This window comes from Streptosporangium sp. NPDC006013 (assembly GCF_040614275.1).
In the GTDB taxonomy this organism is placed as follows: Bacteria; Actinomycetota; Actinomycetes; order Streptosporangiales; family Streptosporangiaceae; genus Streptosporangium.
The window spans coordinates 1-24,019 of the sequence record NZ_JBEXUE010000116.1; the positions used below are offsets into that span (position 1 = coordinate 1).

At 68.6% G+C, this 24,019-nt stretch carries 29 protein-coding genes and 1 pseudogene; 10 read left to right on the forward strand and 20 right to left on the reverse strand.

Features of this window, described 5'->3' with window-relative positions; all coding sequences use genetic code 11:
• The first annotated feature begins 75 nt into the window (after positions 1-75).
• Both ABZ260_RS19515 and ABZ260_RS19520 read left to right on the forward strand, forming a co-directional pair.
• A complete protein-coding gene (locus ABZ260_RS19515; protein WP_355619372.1) occupies positions 76-591 on the forward strand; it encodes a nuclease-related domain-containing protein in 516 nt (171 codons plus the stop codon).
• Positions 592-705: 114 nt separating this feature from the next.
• A complete protein-coding gene (locus ABZ260_RS19520; RefSeq protein WP_355619295.1) occupies positions 706-1,278 on the forward strand; it encodes an NUDIX domain-containing protein in 573 nt (190 codons plus the stop codon).
• Between the two features lie 320 nt (positions 1,279-1,598).
• Here ABZ260_RS19520 and ABZ260_RS19525 read toward each other — a convergent pair whose 3' ends face one another.
• The 4 genes and pseudogenes from ABZ260_RS19525 to ABZ260_RS19540 form a co-directional block, all read right to left on the reverse strand.
• On the reverse strand, positions 1,599-3,944 hold the full coding sequence (locus ABZ260_RS19525; RefSeq protein ID WP_355619298.1) for an ATP-binding domain-containing protein: 2,346 nt from the start codon (positions 3,942-3,944) through the stop codon (positions 1,599-1,601).
• Positions 3,836-5,476 carry a hypothetical protein gene (locus ABZ260_RS19530; protein ID WP_355619301.1) on the reverse strand — a complete coding sequence of 547 codons (1,641 nt, stop codon included), beginning with the start codon at positions 5,474-5,476 and terminating at the stop codon, positions 3,836-3,838. Before ABZ260_RS19530 ends, ABZ260_RS19525 begins: the two co-directional genes overlap by 109 nt.
• Positions 5,407-5,865, reverse strand: a complete 459-nt coding sequence (locus tag ABZ260_RS19535) for an ATP-binding protein (protein ID WP_355619305.1) — start codon at positions 5,863-5,865, stop codon at positions 5,407-5,409. The genes ABZ260_RS19530 and ABZ260_RS19535 overlap by 70 nt, the downstream gene beginning before the upstream one ends.
• Positions 5,866-5,935: 70 nt before the next feature.
• Positions 5,936-6,184: pseudogene (locus ABZ260_RS19540) on the reverse strand (alpha/beta hydrolase); the annotation flags it as partial.
• A 326-nt stretch (positions 6,185-6,510) separates the two neighbouring features.
• Between ABZ260_RS19540 and ABZ260_RS19545 the strand changes: the two are divergent.
• On the forward strand, positions 6,511-6,756 hold the full coding sequence (locus tag ABZ260_RS19545; protein ID WP_355619308.1) for a hypothetical protein: 246 nt from the start codon (positions 6,511-6,513) through the stop codon (positions 6,754-6,756).
• A 528-nt stretch (positions 6,757-7,284) separates the two neighbouring features.
• Here the strand turns inward: ABZ260_RS19545 and ABZ260_RS19550 are convergent.
• The 8 genes from ABZ260_RS19550 to ABZ260_RS19585 form a co-directional block, all read right to left on the reverse strand.
• Entirely contained in the window at positions 7,285-8,079 is a 795-nt protein-coding gene (locus ABZ260_RS19550; RefSeq protein WP_355619311.1) for a VOC family protein, read from the reverse strand.
• 80 nt (positions 8,080-8,159) lie between these two features.
• Positions 8,160-8,570 (reverse strand): VOC family protein, encoded by a 411-nt coding sequence (locus ABZ260_RS19555; RefSeq protein ID WP_355619314.1) that lies wholly within the window; start codon positions 8,568-8,570, stop codon positions 8,160-8,162.
• A 190-nt stretch (positions 8,571-8,760) separates the two neighbouring features.
• Complete coding sequence (locus ABZ260_RS19560) at positions 8,761-9,447, reverse strand: aldo/keto reductase (protein WP_355619317.1); 687 nt, start codon at positions 9,445-9,447, stop codon at positions 8,761-8,763.
• Between the two features lie 54 nt (positions 9,448-9,501).
• Positions 9,502-10,383, reverse strand: a complete 882-nt coding sequence (locus ABZ260_RS19565; protein WP_355619375.1) for a helix-turn-helix transcriptional regulator — start codon at positions 10,381-10,383, stop codon at positions 9,502-9,504.
• A 349-nt stretch (positions 10,384-10,732) separates the two neighbouring features.
• On the reverse strand, positions 10,733-11,059 hold the full coding sequence (locus ABZ260_RS19570) for a DUF1048 domain-containing protein (protein WP_355619320.1): 327 nt from the start codon (positions 11,057-11,059) through the stop codon (positions 10,733-10,735).
• Between the two features lies 1 nt (position 11,060).
• Positions 11,061-11,417 carry a DUF1048 domain-containing protein gene (locus ABZ260_RS19575; protein WP_355619323.1) on the reverse strand — a complete coding sequence of 119 codons (357 nt, stop codon included), beginning with the start codon at positions 11,415-11,417 and terminating at the stop codon, positions 11,061-11,063.
• Positions 11,414-11,740 (reverse strand): PadR family transcriptional regulator, encoded by a 327-nt coding sequence (locus ABZ260_RS19580; RefSeq protein WP_155350237.1) that lies wholly within the window; start codon positions 11,738-11,740, stop codon positions 11,414-11,416. The genes ABZ260_RS19575 and ABZ260_RS19580 overlap by 4 nt, the downstream gene beginning before the upstream one ends.
• A gap of 361 nt (positions 11,741-12,101) precedes the next feature.
• Positions 12,102-13,145 carry a LacI family DNA-binding transcriptional regulator gene (locus tag ABZ260_RS19585; RefSeq protein WP_355619326.1) on the reverse strand — a complete coding sequence of 348 codons (1,044 nt, stop codon included), beginning with the start codon at positions 13,143-13,145 and terminating at the stop codon, positions 12,102-12,104.
• Between the two features lie 186 nt (positions 13,146-13,331).
• Between ABZ260_RS19585 and ABZ260_RS19590 the strand changes: the two genes are divergently transcribed.
• The 4 genes from ABZ260_RS19590 (at position 13,332) to ABZ260_RS19605 (ending at position 16,747) form a co-directional block, all read left to right on the forward strand.
• On the forward strand, positions 13,332-13,916 hold the full coding sequence (locus ABZ260_RS19590; protein WP_355619329.1) for a hypothetical protein: 585 nt from the start codon (positions 13,332-13,334) through the stop codon (positions 13,914-13,916).
• Positions 13,913-14,905, forward strand: a complete 993-nt coding sequence (locus ABZ260_RS19595) for an alpha/beta hydrolase (protein ID WP_355619332.1) — start codon at positions 13,913-13,915, stop codon at positions 14,903-14,905. The genes ABZ260_RS19590 and ABZ260_RS19595 overlap by 4 nt, the downstream gene beginning before the upstream one ends.
• 251 nt (positions 14,906-15,156) lie before the next feature.
• Positions 15,157-16,107: a tetratricopeptide repeat protein gene (locus ABZ260_RS19600; protein WP_355619335.1), complete on the forward strand. Its 951-nt coding sequence runs from the start codon at positions 15,157-15,159 to the stop codon at positions 16,105-16,107.
• A gap of 124 nt (positions 16,108-16,231) precedes the next feature.
• On the forward strand, positions 16,232-16,747 hold the full coding sequence (locus tag ABZ260_RS19605) for an alpha/beta fold hydrolase (protein ID WP_355619338.1): 516 nt from the start codon (positions 16,232-16,234) through the stop codon (positions 16,745-16,747).
• A 16-nt stretch (positions 16,748-16,763) separates the two neighbouring features.
• Here ABZ260_RS19605 and ABZ260_RS19610 read toward each other — a convergent pair whose 3' ends face one another.
• A complete protein-coding gene (locus ABZ260_RS19610; protein ID WP_355619341.1) occupies positions 16,764-17,510 on the reverse strand; it encodes a phosphotransferase in 747 nt (248 codons plus the stop codon).
• Between the two features lie 201 nt (positions 17,511-17,711).
• On the opposite strand from ABZ260_RS19610, the gene ABZ260_RS19615 reads away from it, so the two are divergent.
• Positions 17,712-18,239, forward strand: a complete 528-nt coding sequence (locus tag ABZ260_RS19615; RefSeq protein WP_355619344.1) for a hypothetical protein — start codon at positions 17,712-17,714, stop codon at positions 18,237-18,239.
• Between the two features lie 136 nt (positions 18,240-18,375).
• Here ABZ260_RS19615 and ABZ260_RS19620 read toward each other — a convergent pair whose 3' ends face one another.
• The 5 genes from ABZ260_RS19620 to ABZ260_RS19640 all read right to left on the reverse strand — a co-directional run bounded on the left by ABZ260_RS19620 (position 18,376) and on the right by ABZ260_RS19640 (position 20,730).
• The gene (locus tag ABZ260_RS19620) at positions 18,376-18,645 is read right to left on the reverse strand and encodes a hypothetical protein (protein WP_355619347.1); all 270 of its coding nucleotides are present in this window, start codon (positions 18,643-18,645) and stop codon (positions 18,376-18,378) included.
• A gap of 142 nt (positions 18,646-18,787) precedes the next feature.
• Positions 18,788-19,336, reverse strand: a complete 549-nt coding sequence (locus ABZ260_RS19625) for an NUDIX hydrolase (protein WP_355619350.1) — start codon at positions 19,334-19,336, stop codon at positions 18,788-18,790.
• A gap of 19 nt (positions 19,337-19,355) precedes the next feature.
• Complete coding sequence (locus ABZ260_RS19630) at positions 19,356-19,733, reverse strand: DUF952 domain-containing protein (RefSeq protein WP_355619353.1); 378 nt, start codon at positions 19,731-19,733, stop codon at positions 19,356-19,358.
• A 52-nt stretch (positions 19,734-19,785) separates the two neighbouring features.
• Positions 19,786-20,346 (reverse strand): GNAT family N-acetyltransferase, encoded by a 561-nt coding sequence (locus tag ABZ260_RS19635; RefSeq protein ID WP_355619356.1) that lies wholly within the window; start codon positions 20,344-20,346, stop codon positions 19,786-19,788.
• A gap of 57 nt (positions 20,347-20,403) precedes the next feature.
• Entirely contained in the window at positions 20,404-20,730 is a 327-nt protein-coding gene (locus ABZ260_RS19640) for an SMR family transporter (RefSeq protein WP_350954111.1), read from the reverse strand.
• A 112-nt stretch (positions 20,731-20,842) separates the two neighbouring features.
• Here ABZ260_RS19640 and ABZ260_RS19645 point away from each other — a divergent pair, with 112 nt between their 5' ends.
• Positions 20,843-21,805, forward strand: coding sequence for a radical SAM protein (locus tag ABZ260_RS19645; protein ID WP_355619360.1), 963 nt, complete (start codon positions 20,843-20,845; stop codon positions 21,803-21,805).
• A gap of 16 nt (positions 21,806-21,821) precedes the next feature.
• Here ABZ260_RS19645 and ABZ260_RS19650 read toward each other — a convergent pair whose 3' ends face one another.
• A complete protein-coding gene (locus ABZ260_RS19650; protein WP_355619363.1) occupies positions 21,822-22,514 on the reverse strand; it encodes an HAD family hydrolase in 693 nt (230 codons plus the stop codon).
• Between the two features lie 79 nt (positions 22,515-22,593).
• Positions 22,594-23,781, reverse strand: coding sequence for an Ig-like domain-containing protein (locus tag ABZ260_RS19655; RefSeq protein WP_355619366.1), 1,188 nt, complete (start codon positions 23,779-23,781; stop codon positions 22,594-22,596).
• Positions 23,782-23,848: 67 nt separating this feature from the next.
• Here ABZ260_RS19655 and ABZ260_RS19660 point away from each other — a divergent pair, with 67 nt between their 5' ends.
• Positions 23,849-24,001 carry a hypothetical protein gene (locus ABZ260_RS19660; protein ID WP_355619369.1) on the forward strand — a complete coding sequence of 51 codons (153 nt, stop codon included), beginning with the start codon at positions 23,849-23,851 and terminating at the stop codon, positions 23,999-24,001.
• Positions 24,002-24,019: the final 18 nt, after the last annotated feature.

Here is a 24,019-nt window from a genome sequence, read left to right on the forward strand (position 1 = left end):
CTGCAAGCAACCACTGCTGGTGCGGCGCTCGTCGCTGGGGTCGACGCGCTTCACCGGTGGCGAAAGCACGAGGCGGTGAGGACCTGGCGCAAAGGCGCTGCGGGTGAGCGGCGGACGGCTCGCATGTTGCGCCCTTTGAATAGGCGCGGCTACACGGTGTTGCACGATCGGGCCTTGCCCTACGGGAGAGCGAATGTGGATCACCTGCTGGTCGGACCTGGCGGCCTGTTCGTCGTAGACACGAAAAACTGGGACAAGCGCAAGCGCATCACCCGGCGGGGCCGCCGCGGGTACGTGCGCGTCGGGCGGCCCTCGGGTGACAAGGTGGTGGGCTCGGTGATCTACGAGGCGGGCAGGGTCTCGGAGACCTTGTCCAGGGCGCTCAAACGACCGGTGGAGGTCGCGCCGGTGGTGGCGATCCACGGGGCCGCGGTACCGCTGCTGCGTGTCATGCGGGTCTCAGGGGTGCCGCTCCTGCGGGCCTCCCAGGTGCCGGGCTGGATTTCTCGGCAGAAGGCGGTGCTCAGTGTGGCTGAGGTCGCCGCGCTCAGCGCGGCGGCCGAGGAGCTGTTCCCGCCCTACGTCGAGTAACGCCACTGACCGACCGCTCCCCCGAAGGCAGAGTGCCCGATGCCCCGATCGACACCGCACAACCCCCCGAGCAGGAAGATCCCGGGATTGACAACGGACGGTACGGCACGTGCGGTGGTTCGCACTCTGGTTGCCTCAGTCGAGGCCGGCGACCCGCACGAGGCCGCTGACCAGCAATGGATGCTGGAGTGGATCGACTCCGGGGCGCAGTTGTGGCGGCTGGAAAAGCCCTCGACGCCACCTCGGCATCTGGCCGTCTACGCCATCTTGCTCGACGAGCCCACCCAGTCAATCATGATTATCTTCCATGCGTTGGCCCAGGCGTGGCTATTCCCTGGCGGACACTCTGATGATCTTGAAGATCCCCGCCGGACGGTCGTCCGCGAGCTGGACGAAGAACTGCAGATCGCACCGCCGTTCCATCCGGCGTTCGGCGGCGACCCCTTCTTCCTCACCGTGACACAGACCCGCGGGAACCACAGCCACACCGACGTGACGCTCTGGTTCGTCTTCCGCGCTGATAGGAATCAGCCGGTCACCATCGATGCCCGTGAGTTCAGCGAAGTGCGCTGGGTACCGCTGCAGGACCGTTCGTCTTGGCCTGATGGCGCCTTCGATCCAGGCCTGGAGCGTTTCTTGAGCAAGCTGACCGCCCGCTTGAACTCCGTGGCGCTCAAGGGCCGGTGACGGGGCCGCAACCATCTTCTTGCGCCTCGTCGTCTAACGCGATCAGCTGGTCACGCGCCTGGAGTTTGGCCTTGTGAGAGCCATGCCCGCGGTTGTGCGGGCAAGGCTCTGGTGACGTTGGATGAGTTGGATCAGCTGGCCTGCTCGGGTCTGGGCTAGGCGGTCTCGATGATGGTGTTGGCGTAGGTGAGGCGGTCGATGAGCGTCGGTCCGGTTCAGGAAGTGCAGCCCAAGCCGAGCGAACGATTTTCCACTGCAGCACCTACCGGTCGATGCAAGACCTTTCGCCTAGCCCCATTCCCAGAGCCGTCACGTCACCGTCACCGGGCGAGTTTGGCGAGCATGTCAGGTAGTTCCGCTTCGTGCACCACGGCAAGGCGCCTGGTGGCCCGGGTGATCGCCACGTAGAGATCGTGACCCCCCTTGGGTGACTGGGCGAGGATCTCGTCAGGAGCCACGACCACGACGGCGTCGAACTCCAGACCCTTGGACTGGGTCACGGTGAGCACCACCATCGGCGCCTCGAGATCGACCTCGGCGAACCCGGTATGACGCGCGTCGGGGACGATGACGGCCAGCCGCCCTTCACCGATCGCGGTGAGCTCAGACTCCACCACATCGGCGAAGCCGAGTGACGTCTGACGGATGGCGCGAGGCGGAGTCTCGCCGGTGCGGACCGACTGCGGGGGGACCTGGTCAGGAGCCACGGCGCGCAGGACATCGGCGGCCACGTCCATGATCTCGGCCGGGGTCCGATAATTGATCATCAGTCGCTCCTCGCGCCAGCGGTCCTCGGCGTAGGGAGCCAGCACCTCTTCCCAGGTGCGGGCGCCCGCCGCCGATCCCGTCTGGGCAATGTCGCCGACCACGGTCAGTGAGCGGGTCGGGATGCGCCGCATGACCGAACGCCAGGCCATTGCCGACAGCTCCTGTGCCTCGTCGAGGATCACGTGACCGTAGACCCACGTCCGGTCGGCGGCTGCGCGCTGGGCGGTGGTCAGTGCCGGGCCGCGGTCGTGGTGGCGTTCGGCCAGGGTGCCGACGTCCAGCAGGTCACTGAGCCTCGCCCCGGCCTCGTCCAGGATCTCGAAGTCGTTGTTGTAGGTCAGCACGTCCTGGGCGTAGGTCTGTTCGTCGCGCCGCTCGGCAGCGTTGGCCCGATCCCGTTCCTGATCGCCGGTCAGGTCGGAACCGAGCAGCTCGGCGGCCTCGTCGAGCAGCGGTACGTCACCCACCGTCCACGGCGCACCCGGCGGACGCAGCAGCTCCCCGGCCTCACCGGCGTCCAGACCCGCCGAGAGCATCGCCTCCCAGTCGGCCAGCAGCTCGCCGACCAGTTGCTCCGGGGTGAGGATCGGCCACAGCTCGTCCATCGCCTGCCGTACCGTCGGCTGCTCCCACAGCACCCGGCACGCCTCCCGTAGCGTCTCCTCCTCGTCGACCCGCATCTCCTCCTCGTCCGGCGGCAGCTCCAGCCACGAGTCGCCGTCGTCAGGCAGCACCACCCCCAGCTCCTCCTCATCCGTCAGCCGCTCGTACTGCTCGGCCTCGGCGGTGGCCAGCGCCCGCAGCATGTCGAGCACGAACACGTGCCGGGCCTCGTTGTGCGGGCTGCGCAGTGCACGGGCGCGGTCGCGGGCGATGACGCAGGTGCCGTGGTCCACGCGGAGCGTCGTCCAGTCGATCACGACTTCCTTGCCGCCGCGCACCGACGTCCGAGCGGGGATCTTGACCTCGAGGTCTCCTTCGGGGACCCGCTGCCGATCTTGTACGGCTCCCGCCATCACCTCGGCCATCCGCAGGTCACCTTTGATCACGGCCTGAGACGGGCCATCCTCTGCCGTCGCCGCGATGCCCGGATAGAGCCGCCCGAGCGTGGTCATCACTACGTCGCTCTCGCCGAGGGAGGGCAGCACCTGCTCGATGTAGCGGGAGAACAGGTCGTTAGGTCCGATGATCAGGACACCCCTGCGCTCCAGGACGTCCCTGTGCGTGTAGAGCAGGTAAGCGGCGCGGTGCAGCGCGGCAACCGTCTTACCGGTGCCAGGACCGCCCTGGACCACGAGGGTCCCGTGCAGGCCCGAGCGGATCACGCGGTCCTGCTCGGTCTGGATGGTGGCCACCACCTCGCTCATCTTGCCGGTCCTCGCCTGGCGCAGCGTCGCCAGGAGCGCCGCCTCCCCGACCAGCGACTGGCGGTCGGCGTCGCTCATCCGATCGAGGTCGAACACCTCGTCGTCGACGCCGACCACGGTCCGGTTGCGGGTGTGCAGGTGGCGGCGCCGTACCAGCGAGCCCGGGTTGCCGGGCGTGGCGGTGTAGAACGGGCGGGCGGCAGGGGCCCGCCAGTCGATCAGGGCGGGCTCGCCGTCGCCGTCGCGCAACCCGATCCGGCCGATGTAGAGGGTCTCGCCGCCGGAGTCGTCGATCCGGCCGAAGCACAGGCCGTGCTCCACCCCATTGAGCCTGGCGAGGCGCCGGGCGTACTCTCCGGAGAACATCTCCCGCTCGACCATGCCCCGAGCGGTGCCGACACCGGGACTGCGGTGCGCCTCCTTCAGAGAGGCCTCGGCCCGCTCACGCGCCTCATCGAGGTGGCAGTACAGCATGGTGATGTAGGACTGCTCGGCTTCGATGTGAGGGCTTGACACTTGACGGCTCGGCATTTCCTTGATACGCTCCTTTCAATTGGGGGCGTGTTCGCTTTTCCGTGCGATAGCACTAAGGAAACGAGTATAGACCGTCCCGTATGCCGATGCACCGGCCTGGATTCGGGCCGCGAACCACCCCACCGAGCGCGCCACCCACCCCGTCGGGCGATGACCGCTGTGATGGTGAGGCGGCGTAGCTGTTTTCGGCGTACCCCGATCTCGTTCCGGCGGCGAGCGGCATAGGCGCGGACCATCTGATACGACACCTTAACGGCCTGATGCTCATCCACCAGACGTGCGAAGACCTTCTTGGCCGTGTGCCGCTCCTTAACGACAGGCCGTCTCATCAAATCTGGTCCACGACCACAATTCGCACTGTTTGTCTGCTTTGTCCGAAACGCGGTCAGGACATCGTGTCGCCGCGGGTCAGATTCAATGAGACTTCGAGGACGCGCTCGCCGAACGCGTCCAGACCATCCAGGCCGCCCTGGCCCTCCCCCAGCTAACCGGGGCCGGTCGCGTTGAGGTTCGCCCGTGTCTGGAGTCGGGACGCGGCCAGCCGGTGCTCTTGGGCCGAAGCCGCCGAAGTCGATTAAGGCGCGGGCGCCCGCAACCGACAGCAGGTCGCCGGGGCCGGGGTCGGCGAGGCGGGCCTGCTCCAGCAGGCGGGGCGCGTCGCACAGGTCGCCGGTGACCAGGGAGCCCAGGTAGGCGGCTTCGGCCAGCCGTCCGCTGCGGCCCTTGCCAGGCGGGCTGAGCTGGGCGGCGCGCAGCAGTTGGGCGACGGCGCCGACGGAGTCGCCGCGGCGCAGGTTGGTGATGGCGACCTCCTTCAGCAGGGCGGCGACCTTCTCGTCGGGTTCCTCAGTGGCTTCGGCCAGGTGCCAGGCGTGCCGTTCGGGGCGATCGGCGAGGCGGGCGGCGAGTTCGGCGTGGGCGCGGCGGCGTTGCTCGCTGGTCGACAGGTCCACGATCGCCGACTGGATGAGCGGGTGGTGGAAGGTCAGCCGTTCACCGGACTCGTCCGCGCGCACCAGGCCGGACCGCTCGGCCGCGTGCAGTGCCCCGCCGCCGCGGTCAGTGTCGATCGCCCGGACGAGCCGTAGGTCTCCCGTACCGTCCAACGCGGCGAGCAGTAGCAGCTCGACAAAGGGCGCGGGCAGCGCGCGGACCCGGGAGGCGAAGACGCTCTGCAGCCGGTGCGTGAGCGGCAGCGCCGCGGGCAGCGCCCCGGCGACCGTGCTGGCCAGGTCGCCGAGGGAGACGGGCAGCTCCAGCAGGGCGAGCGGGTTGCCCCGGGCCGCGTCCAGCAGCCGCCGCCGCACGCGCGGGGTCATCACGGGATAGCGGCCGGTCAGCAGCTCGGTCGCCGCTTCCTCCGACAGGGGGTGCACGTACACGACTGCCAGGCTGCCCAGGTCGAAGAAGCTGGGTTCGCCGCTGCGGCAGGCCGCGACCATGCCCACCGGCAGGCCGTTCAGGCGGCGGGCCGCCATGCCGAGCACGAGCGCGCTGGCGCGGTCCAGCCACGGCAGGTCGTCGACCACGAGTAGCAGCGGCTGCTTCTCAGCTCGCCTGCAGCAGCGCCAGGACCGTACTGGCGACCAGGAGTTGCGCGGGCGGCTGCCCCTCGGCCCAGTGCCACGTTCAGCGCCCCGGCCAGCAGAGGGCTCAGCCGGGGCACCTCGCCAAGGCGCGGGTGGAGGAGTTGGTGGAGCGCGGCGTAGGAGATGTCCGCCTCGAACTGCGAACCGGTCGCGAGAGTGGCGGCATGGTTCAGCAGGGATGTCTTTCCGACGCCCGGGTCACCCGCCAGTAGCAACGCCTCCCCCGTGCCCCCGGCGATCCGGCTGACGAACAGGTGTAGTCGATGGATCTCCGGTTCGCGGCCGACCAGGTTCGCCACCTGATCGTGGCGTGCGTCGAACCAGTCCATTCCCTGATCTTTCTTCGTCTTGCCGTATCTGTCCAGCCTGTCCGGCGCGGACGTCTACTGGCCGGAAGGGGTGGTTGCCGGCCTCGGTGATGACGACGCCGCCGTAGGAGTGCCCGACCAGGACGGCCGGGCCGTCCAGGCCGTCGAGGACCTGGTGGGTCGCGGCCACGTCCCCGGCCAGCGACAGCGTCGGGTTCTGCACCACGGCGACCCGGTAGCCGTCGGCGGTCAGGTGGTCGTAGACCCCCTGCCAGCCGGAGCCGTCGACGAATCCGCCGTGCACCAGCACGATGTTCTTCACGTCCGAACCTGCGTTCACTGCACTGCCTCCTTCGCCCGAGAATCCAGGCTCGGGCTCGATTGGGGAGATGTCCGGAACGGTAGACGGGCACGAAGGGGGCTCGATTGCGTCAAATGACGTAGATCCGGCGGCTGCCGTAGCTACGTCAGATTACGGCCTGTCGTTAAGGAGCTGATCGAGACCGTCCTGACCGCCGAGACGGCCCCTGGGTTGTGGACCCGGGCTCGCCGACCGGATCATCGCGGTTACCGCCGCCGTCGGCGTGAACGGCTGAGGCGGGTGAGTGACCTGAAGCGTGGTCCGATGCTCCCCTACCGGCTCCCGGGCATCCCCGAGGCCGGCCGGTGGTCGCTCCCCCGCTGGCCGGCCAGGCCGGTCCGATGACCCGGACCGGCCGCCTGCACCGCGCCGTCACCCGAGGCGACCCCGCGATCTCGGAGGCGGCCTGCAGCCTGACCACCAACCGCCACAGCGGACGCCTCGCCCCCGAGCGGGCCGTGCCCGTCGACCAGGCCGACCCGGCACTGCTGTGCCCGGCCGGCGGTTGCCGGATGCGCGCCTGGCCCCTGCGGACCGGTACTGAGAACTGACCCGATGGCTCGTGTCCCCGGGGCGCCGTGCGGTGATCTACTGGTGGCACACTCCCAGAAAGGGGACGCCGTGAATCGTGGTGTCGACGTCGATGTGACCGTTGATGTCGGAGTCATCGTCCGGGGATAAGGCAACCGGTCGAGACCCCGCCAAGATCCAGTGAGGACTTTCCGTACGTCTCCAGGGCGCCCGCCACCGCGGGCGCCTTCGGCATTGCCGAGCGCATCGGCGGTTACGTCGCCGCGGCCGCCAAGTGCCGGCGAGCGACGCAACACCGGCCTCAAGGAGCGTCGGCGAATATCGCGCCGGATCTGGGTATGGCCGCTGACATGGGCAAAGAGCGCTGCGGAGCGGTGGTTGTCGTAGTTGTGAGGCGGCGGGCGAGTTCGATGAAATCGTTGACGGCCTCGACCGCCATTGGATGACCTTTCGGTGGTGAAGTAGGCCAGGAACGCGTCGCGCCACTTCCGCGGGGTCCGTCCGAGGCGGACGTACTCCGGGGTCGGACGGTGTACGACTCGTGGGACTCAGTGCGTCACTTTCCACTGGAAGCCGTCCGGGTCGGTGAAGTAGCCGGAATATCCGTACCCGGTTGTTTCTGCGGCGGTGACTGTGATCCGGCCGCCGGCAGCGGCCGCAGCCGTCAGGAGGGCATCGACTTCTTCACGGGACTCGGCTGTGTGGGTGAAGACCATCGATTGGAAGCCGTCGCCGTCTTTGGCGGTGCCCGCATCCCTCGCGAGGACCCCGCGTTCCATCAGGCAGAGCCTGGCCGCTGCGTTGGTCGGGTGGAAGTCGATGTACTTGTTGCCGTAGTCCCGGTCGACCGTCATGCCCAGGGCTTCATAGAAAGCCTTGGATGCCTTCGGCGCAGAAACGCCGAGGATGACTGTGGTCTCGGTCGGCAGCGGGGTTTCCGCCGCGGGGCCGGTGTCCTTATTAGTGGCCGCCGCCAGCTTCCAGATGGCGCCGTCCGGTGCCCGGAACACTCCGGAGAACGAACCGAAGAGGGCCTTCTTCGCAGGCTTGAGAACCTCTGCTCCGCTGTGGAGGGCGGCATCCATCAGGTTCTTGACCTCGGTGGGCTGGTTGACGGTGTAGGTCAGCATGTAGCCGCGGAATCCCGATGTCGCTGGTTTCGTGCCTGCGTCCGCGGCGAGCCTTTCGGTCGCGGACAGTTCGAGTTGCCCGGTCCCGTGCATGTCGAGGTTCACCGAGTCACCGTCGTCGGCGATGGTGGGTGAGAGCGCGGTGGCGTAAAACCTGCGCGCGGCGTGCACCTCGGGCGCTCCGAGGGTGATGACGTCGGGCTTGAGGGCCATGTTTGCCTCCGTGGGCATAGCGCATCCGGTGATGCTGCGCGTGCGGTCGATCTCGTGTGGGGATCGGGACGGCCGGAGGCTCAGCGCAGTTCCTGGATGCGGATCATGTTGCCGGCGGGGTCGCGGAAGGCGCAGTCGCGAACTCCGTAGGCCTGCTTGATCGGCTCCTGGATGACCTCGGCGCCGCTGGCCTCTACTCGCTGAAACGTGCTGTCGAGATCAGCGGTGGCCAGCAGAAGACCGGCGTAGGTGCCCTTGGCCATCATCTCCTCGATGGTGATGCGCTCGTCGTCGGTGATTCCGGGATCCGCGGCCGGCGGCTCCAGGACGATGGACATACCGGGCTGGTTGGCGGGGCCGACCGTGATCCAGCGCATCCCGTCGTACCCGACGTCGTTGCGGACCTCGAAGCCGAGGGTGTCGCGGTAGAAAGCGAGGGACGCGTCCGGGTCGGTGTGCGGGAGAAAGGCGGAGTGAATCGTGATTTCCATGTCGGTCAGGCTAATTGCGGCTCTGACTGCCACGCTTCTCGATTCCTGATCGGTTTTGCCACCTGCTTCGCCACGCACGCAGGAGTCCCCTCAAGTGCGCCGGTCGCCGTACGTCGGTACGCACCCGGTGGCACGCCACGCCCAGGGCGTGCGCAGCCCGGGAAGAAATCGCCTACGGCGGCATCCTCGGTTAGACGCCGAGCCCAGGGCGGGCATCTGCACGCTGTTGTTGAGGGTGATGAGTGGACCGGATCCGGTCATGGTCGATCTTTCCAGGGGTCAGCGTTCGATCATTTGCATCTGCTCTTCGCAGTACCCGCTCCTCCACGTCCCGGGTCCACAGGGAGTACTCCGACTGCACGGCGGTGACCGGGTGCACAGCGTGGGCGCGGCGGATCGTCTCCGGGCCGGCCTCGGACAGGCCGATGTGGCGGATCTTGCCCTGCTCCACCAGTTCGGCCAGGGCGCCGACGGTGTCCTCGATCGGAGTGTTCGGGTCGACGCGGTGCTGGTAGTACAGGTCGATGCGGTCGGTGCCGAGGCGCTTGAGCGAGCCCTCGACGGCGGTGCGGGTGTTGGCCGGGCTGCTGTCGAGGTGTCCCGGGCCGCCTCCGGCGTGTGAGATCATGCCGAACTTGGTCGCCACTACGACCTGGTCGCGGCGGCCCTTCAGGGCCCGTCCGACGAGTTCCTCGTTGGCGTACGGGCCGTAGATCTCGGCGGTGTCGAGGAGGGTGACGCCCAGCTCCAGCGCCCGGTGGATGGTGTGGACGGACTCGGCGTCGTCAGTGCCCGCGCCGGTGTAGCCGAAGGACATGCCCATCGTGCCCAGGCCGATGCGGGAGATGTCCAGATCTCTCAAGGTGGTGTGCCTCATGATTACCTTTCGGGGACGAGTTGGGATGCGGAGCCAGGATGTCGGTGACGCAGGTCAGGTCTGGTCTGGGACCGCCTGCTGCGCCTCGGCGAGGTCCTGGGTGGCTGCCCAACTGGCGAGCATCCTGAGTCCGTCGGCGGTGGGGCTGTTGGGGGCGGCGGTGTAGACGTTGAGGGTCAGGCCGGGCTCGGAGGGCAGCTCCATCGATTCGAAGTCCAGGTCGAGCTGGCCGACAACCGGGTGGCGCAGCCGTTTCTGACCACTGCGGTGGAACTGCACGTCGTGGGAGGCCCAGCGCTGCCGGAAGATCTCGCTCTGCGTCGAGAGCTCACCGACCAGTTCGATCAGCGCCCGGTCGTGCGGGTTTCGGCCCGCTTCGAGCCGGAGCATGGCGGCGGCGTCGCCTGCGATCCGGTCCCAGTCGACGAAGAACTCGCGCGCGGCCGGGTCGAGGTAGAGGAACCGGGTGGTGTTGGCCGGGCGGCGCGGGTTGGCCAGGACGGGGGCGTAGAGGGCGCGGGCCAGGCGGTTCATGGCGACGATGTCGTGGCGGCCGTTGCGCACCCAGGCCGGTGCGTCGGTGATGGCGTCGAGCACCTGCTGGATCGCCGGCCGCACACTGGTCGGCGGCGTGCGGCGGCGGCGAGGGCCCGAGCCGGCGGCCCGGGCCAGGGAAAACAGGTGCTCACGCTCGGCCTCGTCCAACCGCAGGGCCCGGGCCAGGGCGTCCAGCACGCTGTCGGAGGCACCGGAGAGGTTCCCCCGCTCCATGCGGATGTAGTAGTCGATGGAGACGCCGGCGAGCATCGCGACCTCCTCCCGTCGCAGTCCCTTGACGCGGCGGTTGCCGCCGTAGGCGGATAGTCCTGCCTGTTCGGGGGTGATGCGCGCGCGCCGCGAGCTGAGGAACTCGCGGACCTCTGCGCGGTGGTCGATCTGGCCCATAACCCCAGGGTAAGCAAGGCGGCGGGAGTGAAGGAGGTAACGCCACTACCCCGAACAAGAGTGACTCGGGGTAGGACCTGCAGTGGAACGAAAACCCTCGTTCAGCCCTTCCGTGCGAGGTCGGCGGGGGTGTTCTGTTGGTAGGAGGGTGTTTCTGATCCTCTGTGACGATCTTTCCCAACGCCCCAATTGGGTCTACGCCCCGGGCCCGGCGTGGCAGTTCTGGAGGAGTGCTTACAAGCTGCTCGGCTCGCCAAGGGCCGTCCGGGCATACGCCCACTGGCACGACAACGACGTCCCGGTGGTCAGGGCGCCCGCCGGTGCCTTGGGTCGACGGATGTTACTTCTCGGCCGTGCCGGGCTCCCCGCTGATGGACTCCTGATAGATGTCCGCGTAGGTGCGCGAGTCCTTGACCAGATCGTCGCAGAAGGCGGCGACGTCGTTGCCGATGAGTTCCAGGACTCCCTTGCCGGCCGCGACGCCCTCCTCGAAGAAATCGACGATCCCTGAGAGCAGGGACCCGTCAAGCAAGTCGATCGGTCCGACCTTGAAGAAGTACCTCTGAATCTCCTTGTAGACGATCTGGTAGTCCGGCGGGAGCGCCTTGACCCGCGCCATGTGCGCCCGCCACTGCTTCTTGCCCTCGATGATGTCTTGGATGCCCACGTCAGCCTCCTAGCCGGCCCAGTTTCCTTGCGACGTTCCTGTTCAACTGCTCGCGCCACCGGTCGCGAAAGCTCCGAGCCCCTTCTCCGCCGGCCAGCGCCGCGCAGAAGCCCTCGATGTCGTCACCCAGCACCTCGTGAATGCTCCGCTCATCGGCCGCTGTCTCTTCGAGCAGCCCCAGAGCACCGTCGAGAATCGGCATCAGGTTTCGACCTGTGAAGTTTGAGTAGGGAGAAAGATGACCCTTGATCTCTTCCCACGCCGCCCGGTAGTCGGCCGGCAATGCCTCGGCCCGGGCTTCGAACGCCTTCCATTCCCTGGTGAGATCGCTGCCTGTCATGGTCTCCCAGAAGTTCATCTCCCGCCCTCCTTGAGCTTGTCGATCCGTGATGTGATGTACTCCCATTTCGCCCAGAACGTCGCGAGTTCTTCGCGTCCCGCGTCGTTGAGCGCATAGAACTTGCGCGGCGGGCCCAGCCCGGACGGTCGTTTCGTCGCCTGGACGAGCCCGTTCTTCTCCAGTCGCAGCAGGATGGTGTAAACCGTCCCCTCGACGACGTCGGCGAAGCCGAGTTCGTTCAGCCGACGCGTGATGGCGTACCCGTAGGTCTCCTCACTGCCGATGATTTCAAGCACGCAGCCCTCAAGCGTGCCCTTCAGCATCTCCGTCAGGTCGTCCATCGTGGGTCCTCTTCCGTCTCCCCCTAGTACTCGGTAGCACCGAGTAGTGCTACACGGTATCACGGAGTAGTGGACCACGGCACTGGCGGTACGCCAGAACCACCGCGTGGTGCAGGCGCCTCGCTGAGAGGGTCGCTTCCAGCGAACCTGGAAATCCAACGAACCTGCCTCTGACCTGCGGTTACGTTGGTTTGGGATACAGGGCGCTGCGGGCACCATCCCGATTCGTGAACTTGTCTTGAGGGTTCAGATCTTGCGGCGCCCCGTCGTTATCCGGGGTTGTTGACCTCTTATTGCAGGCCAGAGCGAGGTCACGTCCGTGGACGTGACCTCAAGCGAACTAGCCGGTCAAGGGGGCGTCTCACCTGGAGGTCGGCCGGGCGCCGGTGCTCTCGCGGACGACGAGTTCGGGTTCGATCATGCGGTGCGGGGTGGCGGTGCGGCCGTCGATACGTTCCAGCAGCAGCCGGAAGGCCAGGCGGCCGACCTCGGTGAAGTTCTGTCGCACGGTGCTCAGTGGCGGCCACAGGTAGGGGGCCTCGGGGACGTCGTCGAAGCCGACCACGCTGACGTCCTCGGGCACTCGGCGGCCGACTTCGCGCAGTGCTCGCAGCACGCCGGTGGCCATGTGGTCGTTGGCGGCGAAGATGGCCGTGACCTCGGGGTCGCGGGCCAGTTGCCTGCCCGCCTCGAAGCCGGAGCGTGCGCTCCAGTCGCCGCGCAGCGGGTCGGGGATCTGGCGGCCTTCGGCGGTCAGGACCGAGCGCCAGCCCTCGACGCGGGCGCTGGCGTCGATCCAGTCCTCGGGGCCTGACAGGTGCCAGACGGTGTTGTGGCCGAGGCTGAGCAGGTGTCTGGTCGCTCGCACGGCTCCGGCCGCCTGGTCGACGGCGGCGACGGGGACGGGGAGGCTCTCACGGGCGCCGACCACGACGGCGGGCAGGTCGGGTGGCAGGTGGTGCAGGCCGTCGGCGGCCGATTCGTGGGGGGCGACGATGACGACGCCGTCGACGGACTGGAAGCGCAGCCGGTTGACGGCCTCGGCGATGGAGCGGCGGTTGAGGGTGGTGACGTTGACGATGGTGACGAGGTAGTCGTGGGTGCGGGCGGCCTGTTCGATGCCGTGCAGGGTGGAGGCCGGGCCGTACAGGGTGGTGTCGAAGCTGACGACCCCCAGGGCGCCCGAGCGGCCGGTGACCAGCGAGCGGGCGGCGAAGTTGGGGCGGTAGCCGAGTTCGCGTACCGCGTCCAGGACGCGGGCGCGGGTGTCGGGGCGCACCTTCTCCGGGGTGTTGAGAACGCGGGAGACGGTCATGGCCGAGACGCCCGCGCGCGCGGCGACGTCTTCCATGACGGCGGCTCTGGGCCGCTCGGAGAACGTCTGTCCGGATACCTGCTGGGTCACCCTGTCCGCCTCGTCGAAGTTACTCCAAGCGTATCTGAGTGTTTGCGCTAACAGTTCGGGGGGTGGGTCCGTGCGGGAGGTGTTTTCCGTGGGAGCGCTCCCTTTCGGTGCCGGTCGGGCCCGTGCCGACCGGGCGAGGACCTCGCCCAAGCGCGACGAGGCCGCCGCCCCCGCCGGCTGGATGGAGTGCCGACCTCGCCGCCTCGGCGGCGTACCTGCACCGGATACACCCTGACCCTCGGCTTGGCCGCCGGAGCGATGTTCGTCTACATCGGTGCCTCCAGCTACGTCTTCCAGAACGGCTTCGGGCTGAGCGCCGTCCAGTACGGGCTGGTGTTCGCCGTCAACGCCGCTGCCATGCTCATCGCCAGCGCGAGTTTCGGCCTGACCGCCCGGCGGGTGGCGCTGCCCGCACTGCTGTCGGGCTACCTCGCCATCGGCACACTCGGCGCGCTCGCGCTGGCGATCCAGGCCACGCTGGCGCCCACCCCGGCCGGCACCTGGCTGTGCCTGGCCGTCATGCTGTTCGGCATCGGCGGTGTCTTTCCCGCCGTCACCACCATCACCCAGACCATCGGCCACGCCCGCGCCGGCGCCGCATCCGCGCTGTCCGGCGCCGCCGCCTACCTGTTCGGCGCCCTGGCCGCCCCGCTGAGCGGCACCACGCTGCGCGCGATGGCGTTGATCATGCCGGCCGCACTGGTGCTGGCCGTCTTGTCCCTACTGGCAGCGCGCCCCTGGCGGCCTCTGCCCGAAAGGAGTTTCGCATGAACACCATGCGCCTGATCATGGCACTGGCCGCACTGAGCGGCCGCCCGATCCGCCCCTCCAGCGTGGCCGCCCCAGATGACGACCCCGACAGCATCCGGCTGCACGTGAGGTCAGCCGACCAGATCAAGCCCGGCCGCAGCGCCCGCGCGTATCGAGGGATCGTGTACGCCGCTTCGGCACGCAAGCTGCGCATGGACATTCTGGTCCCGCAGGCGCCCGGCCCGCACCCGCTGGTCCTGTATCTGCCCGGAGGGGGTTTCGTCACCGCCCGGCGCGCGATGGCCGCCCGCCAGCGCCGCTATGTCGCCCAGGCAGGGTTCGTGGTGGCCAGTATCGACTACCGCACCGTCAGTGACGGCGCCACCTACCGTGATGGACTGGCCGACGTCGCCGCGGCGCTGAGCTTCCTGCGCCTCCATGCCGGCCGGTACGGGATCGCCCCCGCCCGGACCGCGCTGTGGGGCGAATCCGCGGGCGGCTACCTGGCCGCCACGGCCGCAACCGACCCCGGCAGTGGCGTCGCGGCGGTGACCGGCGCGGGAGTCGACGCGGTGGTCGACGTGTTCGGTGCCTCCCACCTGGCTACCGTGGCCGATGGCTTCGACCCCGCCATGGTGACCGCCTACACCATGTCGGGCGCAGCGCTGCCCGCCTACCTGCGCGGCCCGGGCCGGGCCCTGGTCGACCACCCCGCCGAAGTGATCAACGCCGACCCGGCCAGCCACATCACATCCGAGACTCCGCCGTTCCTGCTGTTGCACGGCGACGACGACCGCATCGTGGCTCCTGCGCAAACCGCCCGCCTGCACCAGGCCCTGCGCCGCGCCGGCGTGGACAGCACCCGGTATGTGCTGCAGGGCGCCGGCCACGGCGCGCTGTCGGCCGCTGCCCGAATCTGGACCAGCACGCAGGTCATGGCGATCATCGTGAACTTTCTCCGCTCCCGGCTGGGGGCCACTCCAGAATCCGGCGACGAGATCAGGGGGTGATCGTCCAGCCCTGGCGACCCTTCAACGCTCTTCCTTCGAAAAGTGATTCGCTATGACGCCTCGCGAAGCCCGGCCCGCCGGCGGCGGAACCCGAGGCGGCAAAACCTGACCGAAGCGCCGCCGGCAGAAGCCACGAACGTGGTGTGCTCCCCTGAGCCGGCCGTCGGCCCCGGCCGGAGGTCGAATCGGCTGAAGTACCGGCGCGGGTCGTCGATCAGCGTGATGGTCAACCGCGCCTCGGCGGCGCCTGCGTGACGCAGGGCCGGGATCATGGCAGGGCAGCGGTTCGGCCCCAGCCCGACCGTTCAGATCGGCCTCCGGCCGATCTGAAGGATTTCGCCACCGCCGAGGAGGCCGACCACTGGCTGCGCGTGAACTCCGGCAACTGGCTGGGCGCGCTGCGGTCCGCGTCGGGCGGGGCCCGGCACGTGGAGGTGCTGGACTGCGCCGAGTCGATGCACTGGTTCTCCGACCGATGGATTCACTGGCCGCACTGGGGAGAGGTCTTCACGCTCGGCGCCGAGGCCGCCACCGCCCTCGGTGACACGGCTCAGCACGCCACGCAACTCAACTACCTGGCCTGGGTGCATCTGGTGCCGCCCGAGGATCCGGAAGCCACGATGCGGTACGCGACCCAGGCGCTGGACCTCGCCACCCGCAGCGGCGCCACAGCACAGATCGCCTGGGCCCACCAGTACACCGCGGAGGCGCTACGACGGCTCGGCCGGCTGGACGAGGCCTTCGACTCACTGGCCAAGGCGGCGGAGATGTTCAATGCCGCCGCCGACATCGACGCCTACTGCCAGAGTCTGAGCACTCTCGGCGACGGACGCCACGAGGCGGCGCTGGAGCAGTATCTCGAGGTGCGCGCCCTGCTGGACGACGAAGGCTCGGGCATGACAGCGGACATCGTGTCGTTCACCCGGCCGCACACGCTGGCCCGTATCGGCCACTGCCTGAGGCTGCTCGGCCACCGGGCCGAAGCGATCACCACACTGACCGAGGCAATCGCTCTCATGGAGCAGTTCCAGACGATCAGCTCACAGGCCCGCGCCCTGGAGACACTGGCGGCCGTCCTTGCCGAGGAAGGCCGGACCGAGGAGAGCCGCCGAGCCTACGCGCGTGCGGCCGAGCTGTTCGAGGCGAGCGGCGACGCCGAGGCCGGCGGCCGCTGCCACGACCTGGCGACGGCTGCCCGCTGAGACACCGAAGGCCGGTTTCCGCGGAACTTCTGCGTGCTGTTCTGCGTGGTCCATGATCTTCCTCACGACTTGAATGGGGCGTGTCGGACAGGCATCGGGCCTGTTCAGCAGCGCAGGAGTGACCATGACCACCATCAGGAACATCGTGCTCGTGCACGGCGGCTTCGTGGACGGGTCCGGCTGGCAGGGCGTCTATGACGAGCTCGCCAGGGACGGCTTCCAGGTCCGGATCGTGCAGAACCCGACGCTGTCGCTCGAGGGTGACGTCGCCGCGACCCGCCAGGTGCTGGATGTGCTCGACGGCCCTGTCGGCCATTCCTACGGCGGGGTCGTCATCAGTGAGGCCGGTACCCACCCCAACGTGGCGGCGCTGGCGTACATCGCGGCGTTCGCCCCCGACAAGGGCGAACCTGGGGCATCTCGAAGAACCCGAGGTTTTCACCGCGGCGATCGTCGACTTCACGCTCGGTGTCGGCCAGGTGGACTGGGAGATCCGCGACGACATCCACCACGCGTTCGTCACCCTTGGCTGCGCCGTCATCTGCTGGCGACGACTGCGCACCGCACTTTGTTGAGAGTAAGGGCGGGCGATCGCCCCAGGGGATGGCCTGCTCGATGCGTCAGAACGCATACGTGGTAGTCGGGCCCGCGCAGCCTCACATCCGGGATCTCAGCGCGTCGACCTCACAGCCCGGCGCGAAGGGGTCGAAGCCGTGCTCGATCAGCCAGCGAACTGCCAGCAGGCTTCGCAACGACCACCACGCGTGGATCACGTCGAGGTCGATGTCGGTGCCATAGCCGGCGATGACGTCGTCGAGGTGCTCCTCGTGTCCGAGCGTGAAGGTGGCGAGGTCGTACAGGGCATCACCCTGGCCCGCCTCGGACCAGTCGATGATGCCGGTGACCTCGTCGCCGTCGACGAAGACGTGCGCGATCTGCAGGTCGCCGTGTGTGAACGCCGGAGTCCACGGCCGGAGCGCGGCCTCGGCGACCTGGCGGTTGCGGGTGACCAGGTCGGCGGGCAGGACACCGTTCGTCACGAGCAACTCGCACTCGTCGTCGAGTTCCGCCGCCAGCGCGACGATGCTCCGGCCGGCCCGGCCCGGCAGGGGCGGCAGGGGCGCTTCGTGCAGCTTCCGGATGGCGGCGCCCGCCGCGGCCCACGCCGCCGGCGATCCGGTCGACGGCCCGCCGAGGCGTCCAAGCGTCGTCCCCGGGAGTGCGGCGATCGCGAGCACGGGCGGCTTGCGCCACAGGACCTCCGGGGTCGGGACCGGCGCGAGGGACATCGCCTCGACCTCGACGTCGATGCGCGCCTGATCGGCGTCCACCTTCAAGAACACGTCACCGACGCGCAGAGTCGCGCGCTCGGAATGGGCGACGACGACTTTGACCTCATCCATGGGCGACCAGTATCCCGGGGATGATCGCCGACGTCGCCAGGTTTATCGCGTGCGATTACGCGGCTGACCGCGTCCCGCTACCCGGCGGCCTCGTGCCCGACACCGGCCTCTGACCAGGTCAAGCCCACCACTTTTGTTAGGAGTCCTAAGGCTCAGCGGGGCCCGTTCTCGGCCGCCTGTTTGAGATGGGCGAGCCAGGCGGTGAGCGACCCCTCGAGAGCGGCCCGCCTGCCGTCCCGTTCGGCGCGGACCGGCTCGCCGTCCCACGACTCCGCGGTGGTGGAGGCCTTCGAACTGTTCGCCGGCGTGGATTCGCGGATGACCCTCAGCGTCCAGTGGGCGGCGGCCGTCCTCCACAACGGTCTGGGCAACTATCAGGCCGCTTTGGAGGCCGCGCGGACCGCTGTCGCGCGCGGACATCTCGGCATGTCCGGGCTGGCCCTGCCGGAGCTGGTGGAGGCCGCGGTGCGCTGCGGCTCGCCGGACGTCGCCGAGAGTGCCCTGGCCGATCTGCGCGAACGTGCGCAGGCGGGTGGGGATGCTTGGCTGACCGGCATCGGGGCAGAGGCCTTCGCCGAGCGTGCCACCGGTGAGCACGCCCGCAGCCGTTCGTCGGCGGCTTCCGAACAGCTCACCATGCAGGAGGTGCACATCGCGCGGCCAGGGGTCTGGCATGGTTCGCCCTGCTCGGCACCGCCGTCCTGGTCCTGGCCGAGCCATGGCTCCTGATCCCTTCGGTAGGCATGATCATGCACCTTGCCTACGCCGGGATCACTTCCCCCTTCCAGGAAGCGCGTATCCCGGAATGACCGCCACCGCGCTGGAACGCTCCCCCACCCGGCCCAAGGAGGTCTGGACGGGGAGGTCAGTGCGGAGGGGGCGGCGTGAGCTTCCTGACGAAACGAGCGGCGGCGCGGTGGCTCATCCCGGTCTCGCCCCGGACCAGGAAGACGGCCTGGTCGATCTGGCCGGTGGCTTTCAGGTTCAGGACCCGTTCCACGAGTTCGGGGCCGACCCCACCACCGACCAGGGTGTTTCTGGGGTGCTGTGCCGCCCGCACCGTAAGGACGATCAGAGCGATGACCACCGCCACGACGACCGCCGTCAGAAGGAGGATGACGATCGGGTTCGACATGAGTCGAGCGTATCGTCACAAGGTCATCGTGTGCGTGCCGGAAACGACCGGATCGCGGCTGCTCTTCGGGTACGGCGTCCCCGCGGCGGTCGAGCCGTCTTGCGGCCGATCGGCGACGGCCCCGCCGGCTCCCGCCGGGCTGTCAGGCCGCCCCGCGCAGCAGGAACATGGTGTAGGCGGCGATCGAGCCGCTGTCGGTGATCGAGCCGCGCAGGATCATCTGCTCCAGTTCCGTCCGTGAGACCCACTCCTGGCGCATGTCCTGCTCGGTGTGCTCGCGGTCGGGGGTGCCCGCGGTCAGGTCGGTGGCCAGGAAGATGTCGAAGTGCTGGCCCGTCGTGCCGTGGGCGTTGTCCAGGCGGCCCAGGTGGGTCATCGAGGCGGCTCGCAGGCCGGTCTCCTGGGCCAGTTCGGTGTGCGCCGTGACCAGGGGCGAGGGGCTGTCCTTGACCCCGCCCTGGGGGAAGTTCCAGGTGCGCCGCCCCACCGGGTAGCGGTACTCCTCCACGAGGTGGAAGCCGTCGTTCTCCATGGGCAGGACGAGGGCGAAGTCGATCTGGTCCACCACGCCGTAGATGCCGTGGGAGCCGTCGGGGCGTTCGATGCGGTCCTCACGCACGCTCATCCAGGGGTTGGTGTAGACGACCGTCGAGTCGAGAGTGCGGATCGTCGGTCCGGGTACGTCGGTCATGGCGCGCAGCTTACTGCTGTTACGGCTCCGTTCGAGGTGCGTCGGCCTGGTCGGCGTCGTGCGGATGGTGCGGGCCGAGGCCCGGTGGGGCGAACGGCAGGACGGAGGTCACCGCGGTGACCGGTAGCGGCCCGTAGATGTGCGGGAAGGCCTCGGGTGAGTCGGCGGGTACCTCCATGCGCACGTCCAGTCCGCTCGGGTCGACGTTGAGCAGTACCAGGGGGGTGGTGACGTCGCGGTAGAAACGCTCCACCACGCCGCGTAGCTGTTCGTGGCTCGCGCAGGCGTGGATGAAGCCCTCTTCGTCCAGGGTGCGGCCGAGGGTGGAGACGCGGTACTCCCCTGCCCGCAGGGCGGCGTCCCAGTCGGCGGCCAGGGCCAGATGCAGGATGGTCATCGCAGACATGGTGCCCTGCGGGCGGGCGTTCTTCAACTAAAGGCGGCGGGCGTCACTGCCGGGCGCGCCACTCCCGCCGCAGGATCGCGTAGTCGAGCTCGCTGGTCCATTCGCCCTTGACCATCTCGTTGTCGACCAGGTGTGCCTCGCGGCGCATGCCCAGTTTCTCCAGCACGCGGGCCGAGGCCTCGTTGCGGGCGTCCAGGCGTCCGATGATCCGGTGCAGGTCAAGGCCGTCGAATCCCAGTTCCAGCAGGGCCAGGCCCGTCTCGGTGGCGTACCCCTTGCCGTGGTGGGCGGGGTGGAAGACGTAGCCGATCTCCCCGCTGCGGTGGGTGAGGCTGTGCCAGATCAGCATGCCGTCGCCGATTAGCTCGCCGGTGGCGGCCAGTTCCACCGCCAGTGTCAGGATCTGTCCCTCCTCGAGCAGCTCCGTTTGGGTGATCTTGGTTTGCAGTGCCTCGCCGGTCTGCTCCCGGTTGCGCGGTTCCCAGTACAGGTAGCGGGTCACCTGCGGCAGTGACTGGATGGCGTGCAGGGCGTCGAGGTCGGCCGGGGTGTAGGGGCGCAGGATCAGGCGGTCGGTTCGGATGGGGTAGGTGGGTTTCAGCACCGGGCCAGGGTAGGCCAGGTGCCCCGCGGCGGGCGAGGCGTTATTTCCGGCCGGGTGTCAGTGGGGGCTGCCGGCCAGGTTGAGTACCACGACTCCGCCGATGATCAGGACGATGCCCGCGATCTTGGCCAGGCTGATCGTCTCGCCGAGGAACAGTACGCCGATCGCGGCGATGGCCGCGGTGCCGGCTCCGGCCCAGACCGCGTAGGCGGTGCCGACCTCCAGTTGCAGTTTCAGCGCCTGGGCCAGCAGGATGAAGGCGGTGGCGTAGCCGGCGACGACCAGGGCGGCCCAGCCTTTGTGGGCGAAGCCGTCGCTCAGTTTGAGCGCGGTGGTCGCCACGATCTCGGCGATGATCGCCCCAGCCAGGATCAACCACGCCATGACCACTCCCCCGAAATCTGTACGAACGTATCATTTCATCCGGTCGGCGGTGCCCGCGCCGTGTTCGGAGTCCACTTGCGAGCGGTGTCGAAAGCGTGTTCCACTGAGCCGTATGCGATGGGACGCGCCTTCCCTGCTCGCCGTGCCGCCCGATGCCAGGCCGCGGATCGAGCGCTCCGCGCTGGTCAGGGTGCACGGGGCGCTGACCTGCTACGAGGTGCAGGCGCGCACCGCGCTGGAACGCACGCCCGAGGGATGGAGCATCAGCCCGTACCGGGGGTGCGCCCAGGCCTGCCGCTACTGCTCGGTGCGCCGGGGGCATCGCTATCTGGGGCTGGACGCCGGTGGTGACTTCGATTCGCGGATCGTGGTGCGTACCAACATCGTGCGGCGGTTGCGCGCGGAGCTGGCCTCGCGCTGGGACGGCGAGCATGTCACGGTGGGGGTGGGCGGTGACTGCTACCAGGGTGCCGAGGACATCTACCGGTTGATGCCCGGCCTGGTCACCGCGTTGCGAGAGGCCGGGGCGCCGTTCACCGTGCACACCAAGAGCCGGCTGATCCTGCGCGACGCCGGGCTGCTGGCCGCCGCTCCGGGGGCGGGGGTGGTCGTCTCGATCGCCTTCGTCGACGACCGGATCCGCCGCAGTGTGGAGCCCGGCGCCCACAGCGCGCAAAAGCGCCTGGAGCTGGTGGCCGAGCTGAACGAGCGGGGGGTGGCGTGCGGGGTGGCGATGGCGCCGATCCTGCCGCTGCTGACCGACTCCCCCGACCAGCTCGCGGCCACCGTGCGCCGGGTCGCCGACGCCGGGGCCGTCAGCCTGGTCCCGCACGTGCTGCGCCTGCCTCCGGGGGCCCGTGAGTGGTATCTGGCCTGGCTGGGTGAGCACCATCCGGCGCTGGCCCCCCGCTACGGCGAGCTGTACGCCAGAAGTGCCGATGCCGAGGCCGGCTACGTGCGCCGCGTCACCGACCAGGTCCTGCAGCTGGCCGCCCGTTACGGCATGGGTCCGGTGCGGCCCGAGCAGCCCCTGCCGCTGGCGCTGCCCCGCCAGGCCCAGCTCACCTTGCTCTAGCCTTCCCGGTGCGGGATCAGAAGTGATCGAGCAGGTCGGGGAATCTGCTCAGGCGCAGTACCCGCTCGTCGCCGGGGTCCAGTTCGCTCTGCTCCAGCGCCCAGGTGTGGTCGTTGGGGATGAAGACGGCGTTCATGCCCGCCTGCCGGGCGGGGAGGATGTCGGACTTCGGGGAGTTGCCGATCATCCAGGTCGTCGCGGGTGCCAGCGCGTGCTCGCGGGTGAGCCACCGGTAGGTGGTGACGTCCTTTTCCGCCACGATGTGCACGTCGCGGAAGTGGTGGGCCAGCTGTGAGGCCTCCAGCTTGCGCCGCTGTTCGTCCAGGGCGCCCTTGGTGAGCAGCAGCAGCTCGTGCCGCTCGCCTAGGGCGGTGAGTGTCTCGGCGACGCCGGGGACGAGTTCCACGCGGCGCTGCAGGAGGGTCAGCGCCAGCTCGTCGATGTGGCGGCGTTCCTGCGCGGTCGCCGGCCGCTCGCGCAGTCGTTCGAAGCATTCGCCGAGGCTGCGCAGGAACATCGTGCTGCCGTAGCCGTGGGTGACGGCGTTGGCGGCCTGGATGTCGTCGAGGACGGCGCGGATCCGGGCCCGTTCCATGGTCGGATGCGCCAGCCAGTCGAGAAAGTCCTCGACGACGCGCTCGAAAAGTACGTTGTTCTCCCAGAGCGTGTCGTCGGCGTCGAAGATGAGGACCTGCCGGTGGAGTCGCAAACCTGTTCCTTTGGTGGAGTTCTCGTCGGCCGTCGGCGCCACCGTCGTGTCCGGGGTACGCGGTGGCGCCGGTGCGGGGTCAGGCCAGGGCGCTGCCCTTCTTCCACTGCGTGTACGGCATCTGCCAGAAGCCCCAGCCGTTGTTCCACTCCATCTCGCGGTCGGTGCCCGTGATGGTGATCACGTCGCCGCGCTGGACCTGGTCGTAGTACCACTTGGCCTGGTCGGGGCGGGAGTTGATGCAGCCGTGGCTGACGTTTCGGCGTCCCTGGGCCCAGACGTTGTTCAGCGCGTGCACGTACTCGCCGCTGTTGGAGAAGCGGACCGCGTGGTTGATCATCAGGTCGTAGTAGCCGGGATCGCCCTTCTTGCGGCCGGGGGAGATCATGCGTTCGGGGTTGGCCTTGCCCATCGCCAGGTGGACGCCGCTGGTGGTGGTGTACTCGCGGGTGCTGGCGTTGCCCGCGCTGATCAGCATGGTCTGCACGACCTTGCCGTCACGCTTGACGATCATCTTGTGCTTGCGGGTGTCGATAGTGGCGATCTGGGCCGCGCCGATGTGGATGACCTTGGTCATGTCCTTGACGCCGTACATGTCCTTGCCGCCCTGGACGCCCTTGAGGCGGGCGGTGAAGGTCACCTTCTGGTGGGGCTGCCAGAATTTCGCGGTGCGGTAGATCACGGTCGTGTCGTTGATCCAGCGCCAGGCTCCCTGGGAGGGTTTCTCCGAGGTGACCTTCAGGGCCTTTTCCACCCCGGCCTTGTTGGCGATCTGCTGGTTGAAGGTGACGATGATCGGCGCCCCCACGCCGATCTTCTCCCCCTTGATCGCCGGGGTCACGTCCGCGACCTCGAGTTCACGCTCGGGCTTGAGCGTCCGGAAGGAACTGCTGGCGGTCGTGCCGTCCACCGCGCGCGCCGAGACGGTGTAGTCGCTGGCGGGAATCATGGGGGTGGTGGAGATCCACTTGGTGCGCTCGGCGTCGAAGTCGCCCTCCAGCACCTGGCCGCCGGTTTCGACGGTGACCTCCTCCAGCGCGCCGCTGGAGGCGCTGACGACGACCTTCCTGTTCGGGCGCACGGTCTTGCTGCCCTCGGCGGGACTGATCCTTATCTCCGGCGCGGCCGGGGTGCTGGGCGCCTCGGCGCCCGGCCCGGCTACGGGAGCCTTCGTGTCCGCCCCGGTAGAGCAGGCGGTGGCCAGCACCGCTGCGGTCGCCAGGGCCAGAGCGGCCAGTGGCGTCCTGTGGCGTTCCACGGTCAGCACAATTTCTCTCCCCCACTACAGCAAACTGCCCTTAAAAACACTAATAGGAGATGCATGGTGACTGTGCATGGTTGCGACCGGTTTGGTAACGTTTCGGTCTCTTCCTAAAGTAGGAAAAATCCCGACCGGGAGTCAGGTGTGGGTCCGCTTCGACGACGCCAGCCTGATCACCCGCATCGAGGAATACGCGAACTTCATCCCCGCCGGCCAGGACGGCTAAGACCGCAACGGACTCGCT

What these genes read in the sequence shown, in the direction of transcription:
- ABZ260_RS19525 (WP_355619298.1), bottom strand. Translation starts at nt 3,944, where the DNA reads ATGCCGAGCCGTCAAGTGTCAAGCCCTCACATCGAAGCCGAGCAGTCC.
- ABZ260_RS19535 (WP_355619305.1), bottom strand. Translation starts at nt 5,865, where the DNA reads ATGGACTGGTTCGACGCACGCCACGATCAGGTGGCGAACCTGGTCGGC.
- ABZ260_RS19550 (WP_355619311.1), bottom strand. Translation starts at nt 8,079, where the DNA reads ATGGCCCTCAAGCCCGACGTCATCACCCTCGGAGCGCCCGAGGTGCAC.
- ABZ260_RS19555 (WP_355619314.1), bottom strand. Translation starts at nt 8,570, where the DNA reads ATGGAAATCACGATTCACTCCGCCTTTCTCCCGCACACCGACCCGGAC.
- ABZ260_RS19560 (WP_355619317.1), bottom strand. Translation starts at nt 9,447, where the DNA reads ATGAGGCACACCACCTTGAGAGATCTGGACATCTCCCGCATCGGCCTG.
- ABZ260_RS19575 (WP_355619323.1), bottom strand. Translation starts at nt 11,417, where the DNA reads ATGAACTTCTGGGAGACCATGACAGGCAGCGATCTCACCAGGGAATGG.
- ABZ260_RS19580 (WP_155350237.1), bottom strand. Translation starts at nt 11,740, where the DNA reads ATGGACGACCTGACGGAGATGCTGAAGGGCACGCTTGAGGGCTGCGTG.
- ABZ260_RS19595 (WP_355619332.1), top strand. Translation starts at nt 13,913, where the DNA reads ATGAACACCATGCGCCTGATCATGGCACTGGCCGCACTGAGCGGCCGC.
- ABZ260_RS19605 (WP_355619338.1), top strand. Translation starts at nt 16,232, where the DNA reads ATGACCACCATCAGGAACATCGTGCTCGTGCACGGCGGCTTCGTGGAC.
- ABZ260_RS19610 (WP_355619341.1), bottom strand. Translation starts at nt 17,510, where the DNA reads ATGGATGAGGTCAAAGTCGTCGTCGCCCATTCCGAGCGCGCGACTCTG.
- ABZ260_RS19620 (WP_355619347.1), bottom strand. Translation starts at nt 18,645, where the DNA reads ATGTCGAACCCGATCGTCATCCTCCTTCTGACGGCGGTCGTCGTGGCG.
- ABZ260_RS19625 (WP_355619350.1), bottom strand. Translation starts at nt 19,336, where the DNA reads ATGACCGACGTACCCGGACCGACGATCCGCACTCTCGACTCGACGGTC.
- ABZ260_RS19630 (WP_355619353.1), bottom strand. Translation starts at nt 19,733, where the DNA reads ATGACCATCCTGCATCTGGCCCTGGCCGCCGACTGGGACGCCGCCCTG.
- ABZ260_RS19640 (WP_350954111.1), bottom strand. Translation starts at nt 20,730, where the DNA reads ATGGCGTGGTTGATCCTGGCTGGGGCGATCATCGCCGAGATCGTGGCG.
- ABZ260_RS19645 (WP_355619360.1), top strand. Translation starts at nt 20,843, where the DNA reads ATGCGATGGGACGCGCCTTCCCTGCTCGCCGTGCCGCCCGATGCCAGG.
- ABZ260_RS19660 (WP_355619369.1), top strand. Translation starts at nt 23,849, where the DNA reads ATGGTTGCGACCGGTTTGGTAACGTTTCGGTCTCTTCCTAAAGTAGGA.